The sequence below is a fragment of the Geojedonia litorea genome (assembly GCF_042654525.1).
Classification (GTDB): domain Bacteria; phylum Bacteroidota; class Bacteroidia; order Flavobacteriales; family Flavobacteriaceae; genus Geojedonia; species Geojedonia litorea.
Genome location: NZ_JBHSGP010000012.1, coordinates 19,022 through 42,911, shown reverse-complemented (window position 1 = coordinate 42,911; position 23,890 = coordinate 19,022). Strand labels below are relative to the sequence as shown.

Annotated in this window: 23 protein-coding genes; 14 read left to right on the top strand and 9 right to left on the bottom strand. The window is 35.0% G+C overall.

All coding sequences use genetic code 11. From position 1 onward, the window contains the following. Window positions 1-4 precede the first annotated feature (4 nt). The 10 genes from ACFO5O_RS06295 to ACFO5O_RS06250 all read left to right on the top strand — a co-directional run bounded on the left by ACFO5O_RS06295 (window position 5) and on the right by ACFO5O_RS06250 (window position 8,893). Window positions 5-820, top strand: a complete 816-nt coding sequence (locus ACFO5O_RS06295) for a prohibitin family protein (protein ID WP_387961998.1) — start codon at window positions 5-7, stop codon at window positions 818-820. A gap of 265 nt (window positions 821-1,085) precedes the next feature. After that, window positions 1,086-1,943, top strand: a complete 858-nt coding sequence (gene hisG / locus ACFO5O_RS06290) for an ATP phosphoribosyltransferase (protein ID WP_387961996.1) — start codon at window positions 1,086-1,088, stop codon at window positions 1,941-1,943. A 4-nt stretch (window positions 1,944-1,947) separates the two neighbouring features. After that, window positions 1,948-3,231, top strand: a complete 1,284-nt coding sequence (gene hisD / locus ACFO5O_RS06285) for a histidinol dehydrogenase (protein WP_387961994.1) — start codon at window positions 1,948-1,950, stop codon at window positions 3,229-3,231. After that, window positions 3,228-4,277, top strand: a complete 1,050-nt coding sequence (gene hisC, locus ACFO5O_RS06280; protein ID WP_387961992.1) for a histidinol-phosphate transaminase — start codon at window positions 3,228-3,230, stop codon at window positions 4,275-4,277. Before hisD ends, hisC begins: the two co-directional genes overlap by 4 nt. Further along, window positions 4,274-5,413 (top strand): bifunctional histidinol-phosphatase/imidazoleglycerol-phosphate dehydratase HisB, encoded by a 1,140-nt coding sequence (gene hisB, locus ACFO5O_RS06275; protein WP_387961991.1) that lies wholly within the window; start codon window positions 4,274-4,276, stop codon window positions 5,411-5,413. The genes hisC and hisB overlap by 4 nt, the downstream gene beginning before the upstream one ends. Before the next feature lie 19 nt (window positions 5,414-5,432). After that, on the top strand, window positions 5,433-6,014 hold the full coding sequence (gene hisH / locus ACFO5O_RS06270; RefSeq protein ID WP_387961989.1) for an imidazole glycerol phosphate synthase subunit HisH: 582 nt from the start codon (window positions 5,433-5,435) through the stop codon (window positions 6,012-6,014). Between the two features lies 1 nt (window position 6,015). Then, window positions 6,016-6,750, top strand: coding sequence for a 1-(5-phosphoribosyl)-5-[(5-phosphoribosylamino)methylideneamino]imidazole-4-carboxamide isomerase (gene hisA / locus ACFO5O_RS06265; protein ID WP_387961987.1), 735 nt, complete (start codon window positions 6,016-6,018; stop codon window positions 6,748-6,750). Window positions 6,751-6,755: 5 nt separating this feature from the next. Next, a complete protein-coding gene (gene hisF, locus ACFO5O_RS06260) occupies window positions 6,756-7,511 on the top strand; it encodes an imidazole glycerol phosphate synthase subunit HisF (protein ID WP_387961986.1) in 756 nt (251 codons plus the stop codon). Beyond that, window positions 7,511-8,107, top strand: a complete 597-nt coding sequence (hisIE, locus tag ACFO5O_RS06255) for a bifunctional phosphoribosyl-AMP cyclohydrolase/phosphoribosyl-ATP diphosphatase HisIE (protein ID WP_387961984.1) — start codon at window positions 7,511-7,513, stop codon at window positions 8,105-8,107. Before hisF ends, hisIE begins: the two co-directional genes overlap by 1 nt. A gap of 96 nt (window positions 8,108-8,203) precedes the next feature. Continuing rightward, window positions 8,204-8,893, top strand: coding sequence for a tRNA pseudouridine synthase A (locus tag ACFO5O_RS06250; protein ID WP_387961982.1), 690 nt, complete (start codon window positions 8,204-8,206; stop codon window positions 8,891-8,893). Between the two features lie 51 nt (window positions 8,894-8,944). Here the strand turns inward: ACFO5O_RS06250 and ACFO5O_RS06245 are convergent, their stop codons facing one another. The 7 genes from ACFO5O_RS06245 to ACFO5O_RS06215 form a co-directional block, all read right to left on the bottom strand. Then, window positions 8,945-10,123 carry a THUMP-like domain-containing protein gene (locus ACFO5O_RS06245; RefSeq protein WP_387961980.1) on the bottom strand — a complete coding sequence of 393 codons (1,179 nt, stop codon included), beginning with the start codon at window positions 10,121-10,123 and terminating at the stop codon, window positions 8,945-8,947. Window positions 10,124-10,130: 7 nt separating this feature from the next. Beyond that, window positions 10,131-11,219 (bottom strand): AI-2E family transporter, encoded by a 1,089-nt coding sequence (locus ACFO5O_RS06240; protein WP_387961978.1) that lies wholly within the window; start codon window positions 11,217-11,219, stop codon window positions 10,131-10,133. A 21-nt stretch (window positions 11,220-11,240) separates the two neighbouring features. Continuing rightward, window positions 11,241-11,741, bottom strand: a complete 501-nt coding sequence (locus tag ACFO5O_RS06235; RefSeq protein ID WP_387961976.1) for a TrmH family RNA methyltransferase — start codon at window positions 11,739-11,741, stop codon at window positions 11,241-11,243. Between the two features lie 15 nt (window positions 11,742-11,756). Continuing rightward, window positions 11,757-12,398, bottom strand: coding sequence for a DUF4159 domain-containing protein (locus ACFO5O_RS06230; protein WP_387961974.1), 642 nt, complete (start codon window positions 12,396-12,398; stop codon window positions 11,757-11,759). Further along, window positions 12,385-13,104, bottom strand: a complete 720-nt coding sequence (locus tag ACFO5O_RS06225; protein WP_387961972.1) for a 16S rRNA (uracil(1498)-N(3))-methyltransferase — start codon at window positions 13,102-13,104, stop codon at window positions 12,385-12,387. The genes ACFO5O_RS06230 and ACFO5O_RS06225 overlap by 14 nt, the downstream gene beginning before the upstream one ends. Next, window positions 13,104-13,745, bottom strand: a complete 642-nt coding sequence (locus tag ACFO5O_RS06220; RefSeq protein WP_387961970.1) for a peptidylprolyl isomerase — start codon at window positions 13,743-13,745, stop codon at window positions 13,104-13,106. The genes ACFO5O_RS06225 and ACFO5O_RS06220 overlap by 1 nt, the downstream gene beginning before the upstream one ends. Before the next feature lie 98 nt (window positions 13,746-13,843). After that, window positions 13,844-14,884 carry a GMP reductase gene (locus ACFO5O_RS06215; protein ID WP_387962457.1) on the bottom strand — a complete coding sequence of 347 codons (1,041 nt, stop codon included), beginning with the start codon at window positions 14,882-14,884 and terminating at the stop codon, window positions 13,844-13,846. Between the two features lie 153 nt (window positions 14,885-15,037). On the opposite strand from ACFO5O_RS06215, the gene ACFO5O_RS06210 reads away from it, so the two are divergent. Then, a complete protein-coding gene (locus ACFO5O_RS06210) occupies window positions 15,038-17,155 on the top strand; it encodes a M28 family peptidase (RefSeq protein ID WP_387961968.1) in 2,118 nt (705 codons plus the stop codon). A gap of 4 nt (window positions 17,156-17,159) precedes the next feature. Here the strand turns inward: ACFO5O_RS06210 and ACFO5O_RS06205 are convergent, their stop codons facing one another. Beyond that, a complete protein-coding gene (locus ACFO5O_RS06205; protein ID WP_387961966.1) occupies window positions 17,160-17,540 on the bottom strand; it encodes a RidA family protein in 381 nt (126 codons plus the stop codon). 87 nt (window positions 17,541-17,627) lie between these two features. Continuing rightward, window positions 17,628-20,381 carry a putative LPS assembly protein LptD gene (locus ACFO5O_RS06200; protein ID WP_387961964.1) on the bottom strand — a complete coding sequence of 918 codons (2,754 nt, stop codon included), beginning with the start codon at window positions 20,379-20,381 and terminating at the stop codon, window positions 17,628-17,630. A gap of 110 nt (window positions 20,382-20,491) precedes the next feature. On the opposite strand from ACFO5O_RS06200, the gene ACFO5O_RS06195 reads away from it, so the two are divergent. From ACFO5O_RS06195 to ACFO5O_RS06185, 3 genes are read left to right on the top strand one after another with little or no spacing between them, the layout of a single operon-like run. After that, window positions 20,492-21,592: an N-acetylmuramoyl-L-alanine amidase gene (locus tag ACFO5O_RS06195; protein WP_387961962.1), complete on the top strand. Its 1,101-nt coding sequence runs from the start codon at window positions 20,492-20,494 to the stop codon at window positions 21,590-21,592. Window positions 21,593-21,646: 54 nt separating this feature from the next. After that, window positions 21,647-22,579 (top strand): MlaD family protein, encoded by a 933-nt coding sequence (locus ACFO5O_RS06190; RefSeq protein WP_387961960.1) that lies wholly within the window; start codon window positions 21,647-21,649, stop codon window positions 22,577-22,579. Window positions 22,580-22,582: 3 nt separating this feature from the next. Beyond that, on the top strand, window positions 22,583-23,887 hold the full coding sequence (locus ACFO5O_RS06185) for a 4Fe-4S dicluster domain-containing protein (protein ID WP_387961958.1): 1,305 nt from the start codon (window positions 22,583-22,585) through the stop codon (window positions 23,885-23,887). Window positions 23,888-23,890: the final 3 nt, after the last annotated feature.

Here is a 23,890-nt window from a genome sequence, read left to right as displayed (position 1 = left end):
AACAATGGAAAAATTACCTAAAATTGCATTACCCGCAATTATTACAGTTGTGGCATTAATAATTTTGCTTGCTAAATCGGCAGTAACAATAGGTTCTGGAGAAGCAGGAGTGCTTTACAAAACTTTTGATAATGGTGTGGTTACAGACCAGCCACCGCTTGGTGAAGGATTTCACATAATTGCACCTTGGAATAAGGTAATCGTTTATGAAGTGCGTCAGCAAGAACTTTTTGAAAAAATGAAAGTATTATCTTCAAATGGATTAGAAATTCAAATTGATGCATCGGCTTGGTATCAACCCGTATACAACGATTTAGGAAATTTACATCAATCATTAGGGGAGAACTATTTACAACGTGTAATTCAACCTGCAATACGAAGTGCAGCTAGAAGTGTTGTAGGTCGTTATACTCCAGAACAATTATATTCTAGTAAGCGTGATGCGATCCAGGATGAAATATTTTTAGAAACGAAAAAAATTCTTGATAAACAATTTGTACAGTTGAATGAAGTATTAGTTCGCGATGTCACCCTACCAAATACTATAAAAGACGCAATTGAACGTAAATTAAAACAAGAACAAGAGTCTTTAGAATATGAATTTAGATTAGTAACAGCTGCAAAAGAAGCTGAAAAGGTAATTATTGAAGCCGAAGGTAAAGCAGAGTCTAATAGAATTTTAAGCGCGTCTTTAACCGATAAAATTTTACAAGATAAAGGGATTGACGCAACGATTAAGTTAGCTGAGTCACCCAATACTAAAGTTATTGTGATTGGTGCTGGTGATAGTGGATTACCTCTTATTTTAGGAAATCAATAAATTGAAAGCAAAAAACTAAAGATTATTCAATTCTTTTAAAATTTTCAGGAAAGATTTGGATTTGTAAACTTTTATTGCAAATCTTTGTGGAAACAAATTAGATAATGACATTTATTCAATCACATCACCATCATTTTCATACTTGCACTCAAGCGAGCTGAAAATGTATTGAATAAATTGGAAATATATTTTTAAACCCGTTTGAGTAAATCAAACGGGTTTTTTATTTATACCTAGATGATTTGCTCAAAAAATAAAACAAACAATGAGTAAACTAAAAATTGCAGTTCAAAAGTCGGGTCGTCTTCACGACGACTCCATGCAAATCCTAAAAGAAGTAGGCATTTCAATAGACAATGGCAAAGACCAATTAAAAGCAGCCGCCAGAAATTTCCCTTTAGAAGTTTTTTATTTACGTAATGGGGATATTCCACAGTATCTCAAAGACGGTGTTGTGGATGCGGCTATTATTGGTGAAAATGTATTAGTTGAAAAGGGAAAGGACATCACAGTTGTTGAAAAACTTGGTTTTTCGAGCTGCAAGGTTTCTGTAGCCGTACCAAAAGCGTTTAAATATAAAGGCGTTCAAGATTTAGAAGGAAAACGCATTGCAACCTCGTATCCAAATACGGTAAACGAATTTTTAAAACAACATAATATAGAAGCCAATATTCATATTATTAATGGTTCAGTTGAAATTGCACCAAATATTGGATTGGCCGATGCTATTGTTGATATCGTTTCTAGTGGAAGCACCCTTTTTAAAAATAACTTAAAAGAAGTTGAAGTCATTTTAAAATCTGAAGCTGTACTGGCAGCCTCTCCTGTTATTTCTGATGAAAAACAAAACATTTTAGACCGATTACAATTTAGATTGCAATCAGTTCTAAAAGGAAGGAAGTCCAAATATATTCTACTAAATGCACCAAATGATAAACTACAGGAAATTATCAATGTGCTTCCTGGGATGAAGAGTCCAACGGTTTTACCTTTGGCCGAAGCGGGTTGGAGTTCAGTACATTCAGTTATTAATAAAAATGAATTTTGGGAGATTATTGATGAGCTAAAAGCAAAAGGAGCTCAAGGTATTTTAGTGTGTCCAATTGATAATATGGTGATTTAAGCTTATGAAGATTATAGAGAATCCGTCACAGGAAGCATGGCCTGAGCTTTTAAAACGACCAACACAAACGGTAGATGACATCGAACAAATTGTGACTGAAGTTTTTAATGATGTAAGACAAAATGGCGATAAGGCTATTGCAAATTACACCTTAAAATTTGATAAAGTCAGTATGAAATCGCAATTGGTTAGCTCTGACGAAATAGCACAGGCCATTAAACAGGTAAATCCAGAATTAAAGACTGCCATCCAAGTTGCTAAAACAAATATTGAAAAATTCCATAGAGCCCAAAAAACGTCTAAAGTTGAAGTAGAAACTACTAAAGGAGTATCTTGTTGGCAGGAAAAAAGGCCAATAGAAAGCGTAGGACTTTATATCCCTGGAGGTACAGCACCTTTGTTTTCAACGGTTTTAATGTTGGCAATTCCTGCGCAGATCGCAGGTTGTAAACAAATCATTTTATGTTCGCCACCAAATGCAGAAGGAAAAATTGCCAATGAAATTTTATATGCAGCCCACTTGTGTGGTGTATCAAAAATCTTGAAAGTTGGAGGAATTCAAGCAATTGCAGGATTAACCTTTGGCACAGCATCAATACCAAAAGTAAATAAGGTTTTCGGTCCAGGAAATCAATTTGTAACCGTTGCAAAGCAATTGGCCACTAAATATGGAGTCGCTATTGATATGCCCGCAGGCCCTAGTGAACTTTTAGTCATGGCCGATGATAGTGCAAATGCAAGTTATGTAGCTTCTGATTTGTTGAGCCAGGCAGAACACGGTTCCGATAGTCAAGTAATTTTAGTATCCACCTCAAAACAGCTTATTTCAAAAGTATCCGAAGAAATTAATAAACAATTAGATGTGCTTCCAAGAAAGGCTATTGCTGAAAAAGCAATTCATAATTCTAAATTGATTTATGTCGAATCTGATGAATTAGCTCTAGAATTGATTAATGCTTATGGCCCTGAACATTTTATAATTTGTTCAAAGAATGAATCGCTTTTTATAGATGGTGTATGTAATGCGGGCTCTGTATTTATTGGAAATTATACGCCTGAAAGTGCAGGTGATTACGCGTCTGGAACAAACCATACTTTACCAACAAACGGATTTAGCAAAGCGTATTCAGGGGTTAATTTAGATAGTTTTACTAAAAGTATCACCTTTCAAAAAATTTCTAAACAAGGACTCGTAAATATTGGCAACACTATAGAGCTCATGGCAGAGGCCGAAGGACTTCAGGCTCATAAAAATGCAGTGACCATACGACTAAACGATTTAAAATGAGAACAAATTTTGATATAAATACACTCATTCGTCCTAACGTTAAGGCTTTAAAACCATATTCGTCGGCTAGGGATGAGTTCAAAGAGTTTACTAGGGAAATGATATTTCTCGATGCCAATGAAAATCCCTTTGAAAATGGAGTTAATCGCTACCCCGATCCTCAACAGAATAAGGTTAAGCAATTACTTTCTGAAAAGAATAGTGTTGGTGTGGATCAAATTTTATTAGGAAACGGAAGTGATGAAGTTTTAGATTTAATTTTCAGGGCATTTTGTGAACCAAAAGAAGATAACATCATAACTTTGCCGCCAACCTATGGCATGTACGAAGTGTTGGCAAAAATCAATACAGTCGAAAACCGAAAAATTCCATTAACAGATAAATTTCAACCCAATTTAGAAGGCATTTTTAGTACTGCAAACTACAAATCCAAGATCGTTTTTATCTGTTCACCTAACAATCCAACCGGAAATAGTTTTTCAACAAAAAGCATTGAGAAACTCTTGAACCTGTTTAATGGGTTAGTAGTTATTGACGAAGCTTACATCGATTTTTCGGAAGAACAGAGTTGGCTTACCCGATTAAACGAGTTTCCTAATCTCATTGTGACACAAACGCTTTCAAAAGCTTATGGTATGGCCGGCATACGTTTAGGTATTTGCTATGCTTCGGCAGAAATTATTTCGGTATTGAACAAGATTAAACCCCCCTATAATGTGAATGAGTTGACACAAAAAAAGGCATTGGAAAGGTTAATTAATACCAGAGCTGTAACAAAGGAAATTGAATCTATAAAACATGAACGTAAGCTTTTAATTTCAGAATTGAAAAACGTTCCATTCATTTCTCAAATTTTTCCAACAGATGCTAATTTTGTGTTGGTAAAAGTCGATGATGCTGTAAAACGCTACGATCAATTAATAGAAAAAGGCGTCGTAATCAGAAATAGAACCAAGGAGGAACTTTGTGAAAATTGCCTACGTTTCACAGTGGGCACACCTAAAGAAAATAAAATATTAATCCAGCTTTTAAAACAAATAGCATGAGTAAAAAAGTATTATTTATAGATAGAGATGGTACTATTATAAAAGAACCTGAGGATAAACAAATTGATAGTTTTGATAAGCTTGTGTTTTACCCTCAAGTATTTCAATATTTGAGTCGGATAGCTAAGGAGTTGGATTTTGAACTGGTAATGGTCTCCAATCAAGATGGATTGGGTACAAATTCATTTCCAGAACCTACATTTTGGCCTGTCCATAATTTCATAATCAACGTACTATCGAGTGAAGGGGTAGTTTTTAGCGAGCAAATTATAGATAGAACTTTTGAAAGTGATAATGCGCCTACACGCAAACCAAGAACCGGGTTGCTAACAGACTTTTTTTCTGATAAATATGATTTGGCCAATTCATTTGTAATTGGAGATCGACTTACAGATGTCGAATTAGCGAAAAATTTAGGTGCAAAAGCGGTTTTTATCAATGACCAAAACCAATATTTAAATAGTGATGAGGAAATTTCAAATCGAGAACTGTTGAGTCCTTATATTGCTATAGAAACTAATGACTGGCAAGAAATTTATGAGTTTTTGAAGGTTCAGGACAGAACAGGGTCTATTGTTAGAAATACAAATGAAACTCAAATCGCAATTGAATTAAATTTAGATGGAACGGGTCAAAGTGATATAGATACAGGAATTGCTTTTTTTGATCATATGCTAGATCAAATTGCGCGTCACGGACAACTAGATTTAAGAATCAAAGTTAAAGGTGATATAGAAGTTGATGAACATCACACTATCGAAGATACAGCCATTGCACTTGGAGAAGTTTTTGCACAAACGCTTGGTAATAAATTGGGAATTGAACGCTACGGCTTCTGTTTGCCCATGGATGACTGCCTTTCTCAAGTAGCTATTGATTTTGGTGGAAGAAACTGGTTGGTTTGGGATGCCGAATTCAATCGAGAAATGATTGGAAAAATGCCTACAGAAATGTTTTATCATTTCTTTAAATCGTTTAGTGACGGAGCTAAATGTAATTTAAACATAAAAGCAGAAGGAACAAATGAACATCATAAGATTGAGGCCATTTTCAAAGCTTTTGCAAAAGCCATAAAAATGGCAGTTAAAAGAGATATTGAAAAAATGATCTTACCGTCAACAAAAGGAATGCTTTAATTGAAATAGGTAAATTGTTATGAATGTAGTAATTATAGATTATGGAGCAGGCAATATTAAAAGTATTCAGTTTGCTTTCAAGCGATTAGGAGTTGAGGCTATATTATCAAGTAACCCTAAAGAAATTATGGCGGCTGATAAAGTTATTTTTCCAGGAGTTGGAGAGGCTAGTAGTGCCATGTCAATGTTAAAAGAAAGTGGATTGGATAAACCAATTCCGATGCTAAAACAGCCTGTTCTAGGGATTTGTTTGGGTATGCAATTGTTGTGTAATGATACTGAAGAAGGGCAAACACAAGGCCTTGGAATTTTTAATACTTCGGTTAAACGTTTTAATAACAATTTAAAAGTGCCTCAAATGGGTTGGAATACTATAGAAAATTTAAAATCAAAGCTTTTTAAAGATATAAATAACGAAGCCTTTATGTACCTTGTGCACAGTTATTATGCCGAAAACTGCCCTCAAGCCATTGCTACTACATCATATGGTTTAGAATATGCATCAGCTTTGGAACATAATAATTTTTACGGAGTCCAATTTCACCCAGAAAAAAGTGCTAAAGCAGGCGAACAACTATTGAAAAATTTTTTAGAATTATAGCATGAGAATTATCCCAGCAATAGATATTATAGACGGTAAATGTGTACGATTAACCAAAGGAGATTATACCACCAAAAAGATTTATAATGAAAATCCATTGGAGGTTGCCAAGCAATTTGAAGCCTCAGGTATAGAATATTTGCATTTAGTTGATCTAGATGGTGCAAAGGCACAACACATTGTCAATTATAAAATATTAGAACAAATTGCGTCTAAGACCAGTTTAAAGATTGATTTTGGAGGAGGACTTAAATCCAACGAAGATCTTTATATCGCTTTCAATTCAGGTGCCAAACAAATTACAGGTGGAAGTATTGCGGTCAAAGACTCCAAAACTTTTGAAGGTTGGATAGAAAAATACGGTGGGCAAAAAATTATTTTAGGGGCAGACAGTAATCAAGGTAAAATAGCCATTAATGGATGGCAACAAAACAGTTCAAAAGATCTAATTCCTTTTATTAAAGCCTATCAAAAGAAACGGATTCAATACGTTATTTGTACTGACATTTCAAAAGATGGTATGCTAGAAGGTCCGTCATTTGATTTATATAAAGAAATAATCAATGAATGTTCCAGCAATAGCGATGGTCAATCAATAAAGTTAATAGCTTCTGGAGGAGTGACTTCAATAGAGGACATAAAACAATTAAGATCATTAGGCTGTGAAGGCGCAATTATAGGAAAGGCTTTATATGAAGGCCATATCGATTTAAGGGATTTGGAACGGGTGATATAATTAATATGCTTACAAAACGAATTATACCCTGTTTAGACATCAAAAATGGGCGTACCGTCAAAGGTGTTAATTTTTTGAATTTGATTGATGCTGGTGATCCTGTAGCTTTGGCTAAACAATATGCTGAAAAAGGTGCAGATGAGCTTGTGTTTTTAGATATTTCAGCAACATTAGAAGCTCGAAATACCACATTGGATATGGTTTTACGTGTTGCAGAGCAAGTGAATATTCCGTTTACAGTTGGGGGAGGGATTTCTTCTGTTAAAGATGTAGATGCCTTGCTAAAATGTGGAGCTGATAAGGTGTCAATTAATTCTTCGGCGGTAAAACGGCCAGATTTGGTAAACGAGTTATCTAATAAATTTGGAAGTCAATGTATAGTGGTTGCTATTGATGCTAAACAAATTGACGGCCAGTGGAAGGTTCATTTAGCTGGCGGTAGTATACCAACAGATTTAGATTTATTTGACTGGGCAAAAGAAGTGGAACAACGTGGTGCTGGAGAAATACTATTTACGTCGATGAATAATGATGGTACGAAGGATGGATTTGCAAATGAGGCCCTTGCGAAATTATCCGAAGAATTGAATATACCTATTATTGCCTCTGGTGGTGCAGGAAATGTTCAGCATTTTATAGACACTTTTAAAATTGGAAAATCCGATGCCGCCCTCGCAGCAAGCGTCTTTCATTTTGGTGAAATTGAAATAAAGTATTTAAAAGAAGAATTAAGAAAAAACAACATTGAAGTTCGATTGTAATGAAAATAGATTTTAATAAAAATAATGACGGATTGGTGCCTGCAATCATTCAAGACGCCAAAACAAAAAATGTTTTGATGTTAGGGTATATGAATCAAGACGCTCTTGAAAAAACTCAAGAAACGAAACTCGTAACGTTTTATAGCCGAACTAAAAATCGTTTGTGGACTAAAGGAGAAGAGAGTGGTAACGTTTTGAGTTTGGTAAGTGTAAAATTAGATTGTGATAACGACACCTTACTGATTCAGGTGAATCCTAAAGGACCAACTTGCCATAAAGGAACCGATACCTGTTGGGCTGAAGAAAATTTAGATTCCTTCGGTTTTATTTCCTATTTAGAAGGAGTTATAAAAGATCGCAGAAATAACTTTAGTCCTGAAGAATCTTATGTTTCAGCATTATTTGCGAAAGGAATCAATAAATTAGCTCAAAAAGTGGGAGAGGAAGCTGTTGAAGTAGTGATTGAAGCAAAAGACAGCAATGACGACCTGTTTTTAAATGAAAGCGCCGATTTATTATTTCATTATTTGATGTTGCTTCAAGCAAAGGGTTATACGATGCAAGATGTGGTAAATATTCTCAAAAATAGACACTAATTGAAAAAAAGGTATTACTATCTTATAACTATTCAATATTTAGGATTTCGTTATCACGGATGGCAAAAGCAAAATAAGCTTAAAACCGTGCATTTAATGATTGATAAAACCCTGAATTATATTTTTGAAGGCAACATAACTTTTAAGACATTGGGAGCTAGCAGAACGGATGCAATGGTTTCTGCAAATGCATCTGCTTTCGAATTGTTTATAGATCATCCAATCCTTGATTTTGAGGATTTTCTCAATACGTTTAATTATTATTTACCACAGGATATTAAGGCACTTGCGGTCAAAGAAGTCACCAAGGAATTCAATATTATTCAAAGTTCTAAAGTCAAGGAATATCAGTATTTGTTTGCCTTTGGAGAAAAAACACATCCGTTTTGTGCTTCTATTATGACCACTTTTAGAGATGAATTAGATATTGAAGCTATGCAATTGGGGGCAAAACTGTTTGAAGGGGAGCATTATTTCAAAAGTTACTGTTCAAACGTTAAGGAAGACGGTTTATATCATCGAACGATAATAAGTTCTGAAATCGTTGAAAACACTATATATAATGCTAGCTTTTTCCCCAATAAATCTTACTTGTATAAAATAAGAGCTAAAGGATTTGGTCAAAATCAAGTACGTTTGATGATGGGCGTATTAGCTAAATTAGGTACTGGAGAAATCACTCTGGAATTCATTAAGAATAGCTTGAAAAATGAAAGTCAAATAGTGTTGGATGATATTGCTCCAGCTTCAGGATTGATATTAAATACAATAACTTTTGACTTATAACTTGCTCTTGGCATGCATGCTCCGAGCCAAGTTGACAAAAAAAGCCTAAAATTATACTTTTGTACAAACTACAACAATTTTTTCATTGTTACCGGTGGTTGTAAAAAATAGAAAATGGTTACCACCATCACCAATTTTAAATTTTTTTCGCAATTGCGATACCGTTTCTGGGAAATTGCGCGTGGTAATATTGGCTTTATTCATGCCCAGTGCCTTAAAAGCCTTTTTGTTGAATTGTAAAACGTTTTCAATCATAAATCGACGTCCTGGAAACTCGAGGAGTTCATCACTGGTGTAAAGGTGCGAATTGATATGCAGTTTTGCTACGCCAAGCTGTTTAGATAGGGATTTAAATGCTCCAGACTTTAAAATGGCAGCATTTGGTTCGTACAAATAGGTGAGTGGGTTACTGAATTTTACTTCAGAATTAGGTTCATCATTTAACAAAAAGTTGAAGGTTTCATTTTTTTGATTGGTAAGATTAACGGTTTTCACTCCAACAGGCTTATCATAATTTTTCTCCAAAAACCAAAGCAGTTCCTTAGCCTCGTTGTTGACTGCTACAACATGAATACACTTTACCTGCTTTAACTCACTTAAACCTGCACTAATATCCAATAATGGAGAGGTTTTAATTAAAATATTATTCGAACGCTTGAATAAAAGAGTTAAATATTTGGGAACATTAGGTAAACAATCACTCAAAAAGAAAACTTTCCCTTTAGTTTCATGACGCCTCGATGGATCTACATAAATCCAATCAAAAACTTTGTTGTGGTTTTTCAAATAAGTCAAACCATCTTCAGCTTGTGTAACTATTGAACTTGCATTTAATTGCTTGAAATTATAATTAACTATTATGGAAAGCTGATTATCAATTTCACAATGTGTGATTTGCTGGATATGTTTTGAAAAGTAATAACAGTCAACTCCAAATCCACCCGTAATGTCGATTAGTGATTGACCCTGAACTAATTGTGACTTATAGGTTGCTGTAAGTTCAGAAGATGTTTGTTCTATATTGAGTTTATTGGGATAATAAATGTTTGGAGTTTTAAACCAAGTTGGCAGTTTGGTTTCACACTTCTTTTTGGCCTCAATTTGTTCAATGATTTCACGAGTTTCAACTGCTTTAAAATTCGTTCCTTTGAGTAAAAGTGGACCGACTTCTGAATTCAGATTTGAATTTATAAAATCCTGTATTTCAATATTTAAAATGCTTTTATTCAAATGAATGCTATAAGTCTTTGGTGAGTTTCTGGACTATTTTGTATTCTGATAAAAACTCCTTTAAAATCACTTTTATAGCTGTATAAGTTGGAATAGCTACAATCATACCTATAATACCAAATAATATACCTGCTATTATAATTACTAAAAATATTTCTAATGGATGTGATTTTACACTTTTTGAAAAGATGAATGGCTGACTGAAGAAATTATCCACCAATTGGGCTATGATAAAACCAATCATCACATAAATGGTTTTTGGTAAGATGACTTCACTAAAACTTGCTCCTAGATTACTCGACATGGTTAAAATGAGGATCAGAGCGCCACTCACCAACGGTCCAACATAGGGTATAAGGTTTAAAAGTGCACATAAAAAAGCAATAACTATGGCATTTTTAATTCCAAATATGAGCAAAACTATAGTGTATATAACAAACAGTATGAGGATTTGAAAAATGAGCCCCACAAAATATCGAGACAATAGATCTTTTATTTTAGTAAATGACTTTTTAGACCGCGATTCTTTATCATCAGGAACAATGGTCATAATGCTATCTTCAAACAACTGACTATCTTTTAAAAAGAAAAAGGAGATAAATAACACCGAAAACAGCCCAATACTAAAACTTCCAAGACCGTTGATGATTGAATTTAAAAAGTTGGGAATGATACTAAAATCAATCTTAGACCATAAGTTAGAATCCTTTAGCGATTGCTCAATATCAATCTGGTTGTAATTAAAATAGTTAATAACTTGAATGTATAAATCCTCCAAATTACGTTGTAGTTGATCAATATTTAATAGTGCTAAATTATGGCCCTGTTCAATTACTAACGGGATGAACATCCCAATTAGGCCAACCAGCAAACCTAAAAATATCACCATAGTTATAATAACCGCAAGTGTATTATTAAACTTTAATCGCTTACGCAGAAAAAGGACAATTGGTCTTCCAACAAGGGAGATGACAGCTGCAATGGCCACATAAACAATTACAGCTTGTATTTTATACAAAAAGTATAAAATAAGGATTATACTTAAGATTATTCCTAAAGCCCGTAAAATGCCGTTTGCAATTAGTTTTGAATTCATCTAGTAAATATATAAAAACTGTTACAGAAGTTGCTTGGTGAATTCATACAATGCGATTGATGTGGCTTGTGCAACATTCATGCTGCTATTGTTGCCAAACATTTCGATATGAACTACAGTATCGCAAAGTTGAAGTAATTCATCTGAAACACCATGAATTTCATCACCAATGATTATAGCTAATGGTTGTTTTGATGTTAATTGATAGTTGTGTAGCGATTGACTTTCAGATGTTATTTCTAATGCAATGAGTTGATAGTTCTTGCTTTTTAAAGTTTGAGCTATTTCCAATGCCGAAGGAACAACTTCATAATTCACATAATTTTCAGTGGCTCTTGATGTTTTTGTCATTTTTCGGCCTAACGGTATATGTTCACCGCAAAAAACAACTTTTTCAATGCCAAATGCATCAGCAATTCTAAATAAGCTACCAATATTTGGGGCATTAGTAACATTGTCACAAATTAAAGTGATGGGAAACTGATGCTTTCTAAATTTTGAAGTGTAATAGTTGAGTTGCATTAAAATTTTAGCCTATTAATTTTCAAAGGCGTACTTAACAATATTAGCACCCATTTTTAAAGCCTTTTCACGAACTGATTCGGGGTCATTGTGTACTTCTGGATCTTCCCAGCCATCACCTAAATCACTTTCTAAAGTTAACAAAACCACTAATCTGGCCTTGTAAAATAAGCCCATAGCCTGTGGTCGTTTACCATCATGCTCATGAATTTTTGGAAGTCCGTCAGGAAACTTAAAAGCGGAACTAAAGATAGAATGCGAAGCAGGAAGTTCAATTAAATCCTGGTCTGGAAATAATTTTTTAAGTTCTTTGGTAATATAGGGTTCCATGCCATAGTTGTCATCAATGTGCAAAAAACCACCAGACATTAAATAGTCGCGCAAATTTTCTACATCTTCGTCACTAAAAAACACATTGCCATGACCTGTCATGTGAATTAGTGGATATTGAAATATATCAGCACTATTGGCTTCAACAAATTCGGGTTTTGGATTCATTTTGGTGCTAATATTGGCATTGCAATAAGCGATTAAATTAGGTAAGGAAGTTGGGTTTCCATACCAATCGCCGCCGCCTTTGTATTTTAAAACGGCCAAATCTTGCCCAATCCCCATGAATGGAATTATGAATAGAAAATAGATGCTAAACGTTTTCATAGGATTCATTTATAAAAGCTACAGAATGACAAGCAACCACTGCCGCCGTTTCAGTACGCAATCGTGTATTACCCAAAGTTACAGGAATAAATTGGTTGTCAATTGCCATTTGAATTTCTTTAACACTAAAATCACCTTCGGGTCCAATTAAAATAGTAATATCAGTTTGAGGCTTTAACTCATGCTTCAATGATTTTCTGTTTAATTCTTCACAGTGAGCAATGAATGTTTGCCCAGTAAATTTTTGACTCATGAAATCCTTGAAATTAATCGGCTCATTCAATTTAGGTAAATAACAATTTAAAGATTGTTTCATGGCCGATTGCAAAATTTTTTCAAAACGGTCAGCCTTGATTACTTTACGTTCACTATTGTCACAAATAATAGGTGTGATGCTATCGATACCAATTTCAGTCGCTTTTTCTAAAAACCATTCATAGCGGTCGTTCATTTTAGTTGGCGCCACTGCCAAATGGAGATTGTAATTGTGTTTGACCTGCTTATTTTTTGAGATGATTTTTGCCGAACAATGTTTTAAATCGGCACTTACAAGTTCTGCTTTAAAGAGCCATCCTTGACCATTTGTGAGGTCGAGTTCATCTCCAATAGATTTCCGAAGTACTTTAACCATATGTCGACTTTCTTCCTTTGAAAAGGTAACTAAGGAAGTATCTTCTTTAATTTCAGGGTTAAAAAACAGCTGCATTATTTTGATATTGATTCAGTAACTTTTAAGACTTTAATTTCTTCAATCATTTTAGTGTTATGTGTTTTTAAAACGACATAATGCCATTGTCTTGAAGGCAAATCAACTATAAAAATATCATTGACATTATGGGTGGGGCTTAAAACTTGTTCTTCAAATTCAGAAACCATATCACCTTTTGCAAACCAACCTAAATCGCCACCTCTGTTAGCATTTTGGTCCATAGAATATTGTTTTGCCAAAACTTTAAAGGGAATTCCTCGCTTATATTTTGAAATGACTGTTTGTTGTAATTTTTGAATTTCTTCAATGGATTTTTTAGTTCCATCAAGAAAAATATAACTCACTCGGTGATAGGGAATCTCTAAACGATCAATAAGTTTATAGTAGGTTTTGTCAATATCGGTTTTATAAACTTTTTTGGTGCCTTTACCTAAAGAAAATAGGTCTCTAGCCAAATTAGTATTGTGTTTTTCTTTATTAAAGGTTATAAGCTTACCGTCTAAAGCTTTGTAACGCTGAATAAACTCTGAAGCATCATGCTCGTTAACAATAGAATCTAGTTCTGCTTCAAACACCTCTTGCGAATACCCAAACGAGCAAACCATTATGGTAAAAAAGCATGATAAAAATTTAAGCATATAAACCGATTTAAAAGATGAATTCAAAATTAATTGTAATATTTGGATCAGGGTAATAGTAAAAAAAAGTTTTTAAGATAGGACTGTTTATAACTTAATTATTCATCATAAACTCTATTTTCCTGTTCCGCGACACGAATAAAAGTAGTGCGTTTAGTTAGCTCCTTTAATCGCTGGGCACCAACATAGGTACAGGTGCTTCTCAATCCTCCAAGAATATCTTGAAGTGTAGTATTAACTTTTCCTTTATAAGGTACTTTTACTGTTTTCCCCTCACTAGCTCGATAGTCGGCTACACCTCCAACATGCTTGTCCATGGCTGTTTGCGAACTCATTCCGTAAAATTTTTTGTAGCTAATACCGTTAAGCTCAATAAGTTCACCACCACTTTCGTCATGTCCAGCAAACATGCCACCAAGCATTACAAAATCTGCGCCGGCACCAAAAGCTTTGGCAACATCTCCAGGGATAGCACAGCCACCATCACTAATGATTTGACCTCCAAGTCCGTGAGCCGCATCGGCGCATTCAATTATGGCAGACAGTTGTGGATAGCCTACACCTGTTTTTACCCGTGTGGTACAAACGCTACCGGGCCCAATACCTACCTTAACAAGATCGGCTCCCGAAAGCAAAAGTTCTTCTACCATTTCACCTGTGACAACATTGCCAGCTATGATAACTTTATTTGGATATAAATCCCTAGTACGTTTGACAAAATTCACGAAATGTTCAGAGTAGCCATTGGCCACATCAATACAAATAAATTTAAGTTGTGGATGCGAATTAAATATTGCAGCTAATTTTTCAGAGTCTTGCTTTCCTGTTCCGGTACTTATAGCAATATAATTTTCAAGACCAGAAGGTGCATTCAACAAAAAATCATTCCATTCTTGAATCGAATAGTGCTTATGAATAGCCGTAAATAAATTATGCCTGAAAAGTGCTTCTGCCATCTCAAAAGTGCCCACAGTATCCATATTGGCTGCCATTATAGGAATACCGCTCCATTCTATTTGGCTATTCAAAAACTTAAATTCGCGCTCTAAATTGACTTGAGATCTGCTTTTTAAAGTGGAACGTTTAGGTCGAATCATTACATCCTTAAACCCTAGCTTAATATCATACTCTATACGCATATTGAGAAGTAATTTGGTTACTTTCAAAAATACAAGTTCTTCACAACTTTTAAATCGTATTTTTTAATTTATCAGAAGGATTTATTAACATCCTTTGATTGTTCTTTTGAAATAGAATATATTTAAACATAATACATCTTAAAGCAATTCAAAATGAAAAAAATCATTTATTCTTCAATGCTCCTTTTTATGACATCTATAGGGTTTTCGCAAGAAACCCCTTTTTTAAATGATGCCGAAATACGGATGCTTATTAATGAGCTATCTGGAGATCGCTCGTTTGAACATATTAGAGTCTTAACGCAATGGCATCGAGATTCGGGTATGGACGGTTATTTTAAAGCGGCTGATTATGTAATTGAAGAAGCGAAAAAAGCCGGTTTGGAAGATGTTAAGTTTATTGAGCAACCACTTGGTGGACCCAATTATACAGCAATTTCAGCAGAATTATGGATGACAGAACCAATAGAAATTAAACTCGCCGATATTGGAGATCATGCCTTATACTTATCTGACGGTAGCCATGATGCCGATGTCACAGCCGAATTAGTTTGGGCTGGTACAGGTTCTGAAGAAGACCTTAAAGACCTTGACGTCAAAGGCAAAATAGTTTTAGTAAGTGGATATCCAGGTGAAGCTGTTAACAATGCCGTTTATGCCAAAGGTGCTTTAGGAGTAGTATGCTATGGAACTTCAGAAAGTAAAAATCCTATGGATTTTCCAGATCAGTTGGCATGGACTCGAATTCCAGTAACACCGCCTTCAGGTAAAAAAGGAACTTTTGCTTTTAATCTGTCGCCAAGAAAAGGAGAACAATTAAAGAAAGTACTGCAAACCAATGAGCTTCAGGATATTTTTGCCACAGGAAAGGCAACAAGAGGAGGAAAGGTTGTTGTTAAAGCAAAAGTAGATACTGAAATTGGTGAAGCTCCAGGTAGAACCGGATTTGTGGAAGGATGGATTAGAGGTTCAAAATATCATGATAAGCAAATAGTGATAACTGCCCATTTACAGGAAGAACAAGGCTCGGCAAATGATGATGGTAGCGGTTGCGGAAATCTTTTGGAGATTGCGCGTACCTTAAATAAGTTAATAGCTGAAGGCAAAATAGAACGACCTTTACGAGATATTCGATTTTGGTGGACGGATGAAATCTATTCTGAATATCGCTATTTCAGAGATTTCCCTGAAGAACCCAAAAAAATGATGGCCAATCTTCATCAGGATATGGTTGGTGCTAAACAGTCTGTGGGTAGCCGAATTCAACATTTAATTTATGCGCCACACTCCATAACATCTTATCTAGATGCGCTTTTTGAAAGTGTTGGAACTTTTGTTATTCAAACTAATAATCCGTTTATCACTGCAGGTAGAATGGGAGGTTATCCTAGACCACATTCAAGACCTATTTATGCGACACGAGGTACGCGTGAAAGTTTCGGTGCTCGCTTCGTACCTTTTTTCAATGCTTCTGATAACATGAATTTTATTGAAGGCGCTATAGGTGTTCCAGCGGTTGGACTTATTAACTGGGATGATTTTTATATTCATTCTTCAGATGACGACCTTTGGCAAATAGACGCCACACAATTACAGCGCAATGCATTTATCATTGCTTCAATGGCTTATTATTTAGGAAAGGCTGAAGCAGATCAAACCCAATTGTTATTGGCAGAAACCTACGCCCAAGGCAGTAAACGCATGGCAAATGACTTGCACGTCGCGTATCAACACATTCAAAAAGGAAATAATCCAGAATTAGATTGGAAGATAGCTGACATTATTATTGAACAAGGCATTATGAGAGAATTACGAGCTTTAAATTCGGTTAAAGATGTAGTAGGTTATGGAGAATCTTCAACGGATCTAATCGAAGCGTATTCAGATCAAATGCTTATCAAGGAAAACACATTAATGGAAGAGCTGGAAACTAATTATAAGGCTAAATATCAGGTCAGACGTGTTCCTAATACTAGGCTAACTGATGAAGAGCAGGCCGCCAACAAGAAAGTTCCAAAAAACAATCCTGTATTGGATGAGTATTTTGGTAAACGAAAATCATATGTAGCAGGAACCCAAATCCATAGTACTATGCGCATGGAAGTCTTTAATTTTGTGGATGGAAAACGCAGTTACTATGACATCTATAAAGCTGTATTAGCCGAAATTTTAGCAGCTGGAAACTGGTATTATGGCACATTGACTTTATCAGATGTTGTAAGGCTATTGGACGCCAATGTAGAAAGTGGAGCTTTGACTTTAAAACGATAGCTGCTTATTTCACAGCAATCATACTGATTTCCACATTTACGTCTTTGGGTAAACGGGCTACCTGAACAGTTTCTCTTGCAGGCGCTGTTTCAGGATTGAAATACCTACCATAAACCTCATTAATACGTGCAAAATCATCCATGTTACTGATAAAAATTGAAGTTTTTACTACATGGTCAAAAGTCATTCCCGCAGCTTCAAGTACAGCTTTTAAGTTCTCCATGACCTGTTTGGTTTCGGTTTGGATATCTGTTAAAATCAGCTCTCCAGTTTGAGCATCAAAAGCGATTTGACCTGAAGTGTATAAGGTGTTCCCGCTCAATACGGCTTGACTGTAGGGACCAATTGGAGCAGGGGCATTGGCTGTGTTTATTATTGTTTTCATATTTATTTTGTTTTAAATCCTTACAATCTTGATTTTCATTATTTTCAACCACTAACCACTAACCACTAACCACTAACCACTAACCACTTACAACTGCTGATCACGCTGTTTGCGCTTGTCATATTTAAGGTCTTTAAGTAAACTGGATTTTATTCCTATAAAAAAGTTCCATGATCCATAAGTGCCGAATGGAACCCAGCTAAAATTCATACTCCAACTTAATAAGTCGCGTTCAAATCGTAACTGTGTTAAACCGAATCCTCTATTTTTAAAATCATAACTAGAAGACGCCCCAACTGACCATTTTGGAGACAGTTCAATATCCCCAGAAAACATTAAGGAATGTGACGAAATCTCATTTTGCCTAGCATTGTTATTGTAATTCACAGCATAAGCCAAGCGTAAACTCCACGGAATGGCATTATTGTACAGTTCTGAAGGTTCTTCTTCCTCTTCATTGTTTTCATCGCCTAATCTGCGATCGGCAAAATCCTCTGGCCTTCCAAAGAGGTCATCGGCCCGCCCACCGCTACGTATATTCTCTTGTATAGCAGCATCGTCCTTTCCATCATCTTTTTTCTTAAAACTATCGCTGGATAAACTGTAATTTAAAGTTAAATTGGCTGATGTTAATCTAAATAGACTTCCTCCATTTTCAATATTATAAGTCCCAATACGTCTATTGTTGTTGTCTAGCGCATAAGGATCTAAAGTTGCACCAAAGTTAATACTCATTTTATTATCGAAGATTTGAGTACCACCAGTCATTCGTACCGGACTCCATTGCAACGAATCGGCCGCGAAATTATAAGAGGTTGAAAAATTAAGATTGTTCAATAAAATGATCTTTTTCGGCTCGGTTTCGGTAGAATCTTTTGGGCGAATTTTAGCTTCAAAGTTGTTGCCTAAACTAATTCCCATAGAGCTAGAAAAACGCTGTGATGGCGCTCCAAAAATAGATTGTTCAAAACGGCTGTAATCTTCACGTGTTGTACCGTCGGCATCGATTACCTCGTAGGTGTCATAGTACTGGTCAAAAGCAGGATTAATATTATAACTGATGGAAGGGCGCATTACATGGCGAATCTTCTGTATAAGAGGGTCTTTTCCTGGCTTTTCAAAATCGAACATGCCATAAATGGTAGTTCCAATGCTTGTGCTAAAATTATAAGTACGGTAACTGTCGAAGCCATTCACGTCTTCCGTAACTACTTTATCAGTATTAGCGTCAAAATATCTATTTATAGTTTTTAAAGTCCAGTTTTCTTCAAAATTAGCACTAGCACTCATACTAAAATATTTAAGCACTTTGAAGTTGGTGCTAATAGGGATAGAATGTTGAGCACCTGCTCTGGCATCTTCAAACATTTCTTTTTTAAAGAATAATGAATCTGTAGTTTGAATACGGTTTTCAGCTCTTAAATTATACTGAAAATTAATATTTTGAATAGCTCCTTTTTTGCTTCCTACTTTTGGTGCAAATGGAAATATACGACTCATACTTCCTTGAAAAGTAGGAAGGGTCATATCAATTTGTTGTGTATTGGTATTTTGAGAATGGGTAGCCGTCATACTCATATTCACTTGGGGTTCACCTTCAAAAGTTTTAGAATACGAAATAGAAGACGACAAGGTGTTATTTTGAGTATTAGGGATGTTTAGCTGATTTCTTGATTGTTGGTAATAACGACTACTACCTAGGTTAACTGATGACGAAAATCGTGAGCTTGGATTTGACTTCGCATCTTGACTATGTGACCACCGAATATTGTATATAGAGGATTTTGAATAATCAGGGAAACCACGTTCACTTTGAATAAGATTTTCGTACCTAAAACTCAAATTACCCCGAAATTTATAACGTAATGCATAATTGGATTCCAGTCGTAAACCGTAACTGCCATTGGTATAAATATCACCAATAGTTGCCAAATCTACATAATCACTAATGGCGAAATAGTATCCTCCATTTTGCAAAGAGTAACCACGAGTGTTATCTTCACCAGGTGATGGCATAATGATTCCAGAAGTTCTGGTTTGCGTTAATGGAAAATAGGCAAACGGAAGCCCTATAGGCGTAGGCACATCATAAATAAACATATTCGTTAAGCCTGTTACTACTTTTTTACCAGGAACGATCTTTGCTTTACGCATTAAGAAATAATACTCTGGATCTTCTTTATTTTCTGAAGTTGTAAATTTTCCGCGACGAATAAAATAAACTGAATCGTTTTCTTTTTTTGTAAGATCGGCGTCTATATAGCCACCACTTTGTTCGGTTCTGGAATTAAAAATTAACGCTTTTTGAGACTTTGTATTAAAGATGATGGAGTCAGGTTCGACTACATTTCCGCCTTGTTTAAATACAGGGTTTTGAGAATAAACCCCAGAAGAATCTTTGATTCGTCCCGCATAAACCAAATCTTTCCCGTTATCAATAACAATGATACCAGCCTTTATTTCCATATCGCCATAATATACTTCGGCTTCATTGTAAAGATAGATACGCTGTTCTTTTCGGTTGAACGAAACATAATCGGTTGCTTTATACTTTACAACATCGGTTAAAAATTCAGGTTCTTTAGTTATGGAATCTTTTACAATGGTATCAGATTCTTTCAAATTAACAGGAGGAGTGATAAGGCTATCAATTTTTACAGTGACCGTATCTCTTTCAGTTTTTGGAGCTATAGGACCTTCAGTTTTAGGCAGTTCTTGTGTAAAGCCGAAAGTGTTAATAAACACTGTAAAACTTAAGCTAAAAAGTATTTGAAAGATGTTTGTACGCAATGCTTTTAAATGTATTTTTGTAAAAGTATGGCTCGGTTTTTGAAAAGCCAAAATTACATATATTTTTTCGGGATTAATTTATTATTCATTTAAAATTTGTAAATAAGATATTGCTTGAATCGAACCTGTAATAAACAAGCTTATCTGTCGTTAAAACAATTATGAGAACGCATATCACAATACTTATCGTATTTTTTTCAATTTCTTTAACTTTTGCAAACTCTTTCTCTGGTAGAAAAGATAAGTTTGTAGTAGTTTTAGATGCCGGTCATGGAGGTCATGATCCAGGTAATGTAGGGAATGGTTACAAGGAAAAGGATATCGCTCTTGAAATTGTTTTGGACATTGGTAAAAAACTGGAAAAGAATCCTAACATTAAAGTTGTTTATACGCGTAAAACTGATGTGTTTGTGGATTTATTTGTTAGAGGTAAAATTGCAAATGAAGCTGATGCAGACCTTTTTGTTTCAGTGCATTGTAATTCACATTCATCGCAAGCACATGGTACTGAAACCTTTGTTTTAGGAGTTCATAGAAATCAAACCAATTTTGAGGTTGCTAAAAAGGAAAATGCCGTAATTTTTCTTGAGGATGATTATGAAAAAAACTATGGAGGATTCGACCCAAATTCACCTGAAGCAACCATAGGTATTTTATTGGGCCAGGAAGAATATTTAGATCAAAGTATATTGCTGGCGAGTAAAATTCAGCATAATTTCACTGAAAATCTTAAACGGGTTAATAGAGGTGTAAAACAGGCAGGGTTTATTGTGCTACACCAAACGGTAATGCCAAGTGTATTGGTTGAGGTAGGTTTTTTAACCTATAAGCCAGAAGGCAGTTATTTGAACTCTAGAAAAGGGCAAAGTGATATGTCTGAATCGATTTATCAAGCCATTTTAGATTATAAAAAAGCCGTAGATATATATATTGGTGAAGATTTAGTAAACGTTAATCCCGTTGAAAAAACAAACACTAATGTCTCTGATTCAATTTTTCCTAACATCACTTTTAAGGTGCAAATTGCCGCAGGATCAAAAAGGTTAGAGCCAAAATCCTATAATTTTAAAGGGCTAGATGATATTTCAATAGAGAAATCAGGTAGTCTGTATCGTTATTTTTACGGAAGTACTTCCGATTACAATCAGGCAAAACGCCTAGAACAAGAGGCTAAAAAAAATTATAAAAGCTGTTTTATTGTTGCGTTTAAAGATGGAAAGCGCATAGAACTTTCTGAGGCTTTTAAATCAACTTCAAATTAGAAACATTCTTTATAAATTTATTCCTAATTTTGTTCGACGCTAAATTTTAGACCATTGAAAATATCTAGAGAAGTTAAAACTGCAGTACTCGTCATTTCTGGCATAGTACTTTTCATTTATTTATTCAACTATCTTAAAGGAGAAAATTTATTTGATTCTAATATTACCTACTTTACAAAGTTTGAGTATAATGCATTGGATACTTCATCACCAGTAACCATAAAAGGAAATACAGTTGGTAAAATTTCGAGTATCACTTATGATTATGAATCAGGACAGACAATCGTTGGGATTTCGGTAGATAAAAGGCTCAAGTTTTCAAAAAATAGTACGGTTAGGTTGTACGAAGTAAGTTTAATGGGTGGGAATGCCTTGGCAATTGTTCCAGCGGAAGAAGGTGATCAAGCACAAAAAGGAGATTTTCTGCCTTCTGAAATTGAACCAGGTTTAGTGAAAAGTTTGAGCAAAAACTTTTCAGGGTTAAGTAGTAATTTAGACGGTACCTTAAAATCGGCTGATTCTTTATTGACTAACTTAAATAGAGTAGTGGTTGATGATTCTGAAAATGGTTTAAAGGCCATATTGAAAGAATTAAACGCTACGTTAAAAGGCTTTAAGTCCTTAAGTTATTCTATCAATAGTTTAGTCGTTAAGAATGATGAGAACATTAGTAGTATACTGGAAAATTTCAAAACAGTTAGTCAAGATTTAACACAATTATCAGCCGAGCTAAAGGCAGCGAATTTAGGAGAAAGCGTCGCTAAACTAGATGCAACGTTAGCAAGCATGAATACGCTAATGGCAGGTTTAGAACAAGGAGAAGGTAGCATGGGTAAATTGTTAAAGGACGATGCGCTTTACAATAATTTAGAAGGCGCAACAAAGGAAATGGAAGCCTTGTTACGAGATATTAAATTGCATCCAAAGCGTTATTTTAGAATATTGTCTAAAAAAGAAATTCCTTATCAAGAACCTAAAGACCAATAAAGCATGGCATTTCTACCAAATATCATATTTGCGATTATACTCATTCTTGGAATTACGTATTTCTCAAGAAATGTAAAGAAACTCATCCGAAACATAAAGCTTGGTAGAGATGTAGATGTGAGTGACAACAAATCACAGCGTTGGAAAAATATGGCCATGATTGCTTTAGGTCAAAGCAAAATGGTACGGCGACCAATAGCGGGAATACTTCACATAATTGTTTATCTAGGATTTATTATTATCAATATTGAAGTATTAGAAATTATTATTGATGGCCTACTAGGCACGCATCGTGTTTTTTCGTTTTTGGGTGGACTTTATGGAGTTTTGATTGGATCATTCGAAATCTTGGCAGCTCTTGTTTTTATTGCTGTAGTGGTGTTTTGGATACGTCGAAATATACTTAAACTGCAGCGTTTTTGGAAAGCCGAAATGACCTCGTGGCCTAAAAATGATGGTAATTTTATCCTCTATTTTGAAATGGTCTTAATGGCCCTATTCTTAATTATGAATGCAACTGATGTTCATTTTCAGGAAATGCAATCAGGAAATGTAATCAGTCAGCATATTGCTGTTTGGTTCGGTGGACTATCTGAAAGCACACTGCATATTATTGAAAGATCTGCTTGGTGGTTACATATTGTTGGTATTCTAATCTTTTTGAATTATCTCTATTTCTCAAAGCATTTACATATTCTGTTGGCTTTTCCAAATACATTTTATGGTAAATTAACGCCACAAGGACAATTCAATAATGTTGAAGCAGTTACTAAAGAAGTAAAAATGATGATGGATCCAAATGCAGATCCATTTGCAGTACCAGCCGATAATGGGGGGGAGATTCCGGCTAAATTTGGAGCCAGTGATGTTCAGGATTTAACTTGGGTGAATTTATTGAATGCTTATACCTGTACCGAGTGCGGACGATGTACAAGCGAATGTCCTGCTAATCAAACAGGTAAAAAATTATCGCCTCGTAAAATCATGATGGATACACGAGATCGTCTAGAAGAGGTTGGTAAAAATATAGATGCTAATAATGGCGAATATAAAGATGATGGTAAACAATTACTTGATGATTACATAACTCGTGAAGAATTGTGGGCCTGTACGAGTTGTAATGCTTGTGTAGAAGCCTGTCCTGTTAGCATCGATCCATTGTCAATAATTTTGGAAATGCGCCGCTACTTGGTCATGGAGCAAAGTGCAGCACCAATGGAGCTCAATAACATGATGACCAATATTGAGAATAATGGAGCACCTTGGCCATACAATCAAATGGACCGATTGAATTGGAAGAATGAATAGTTA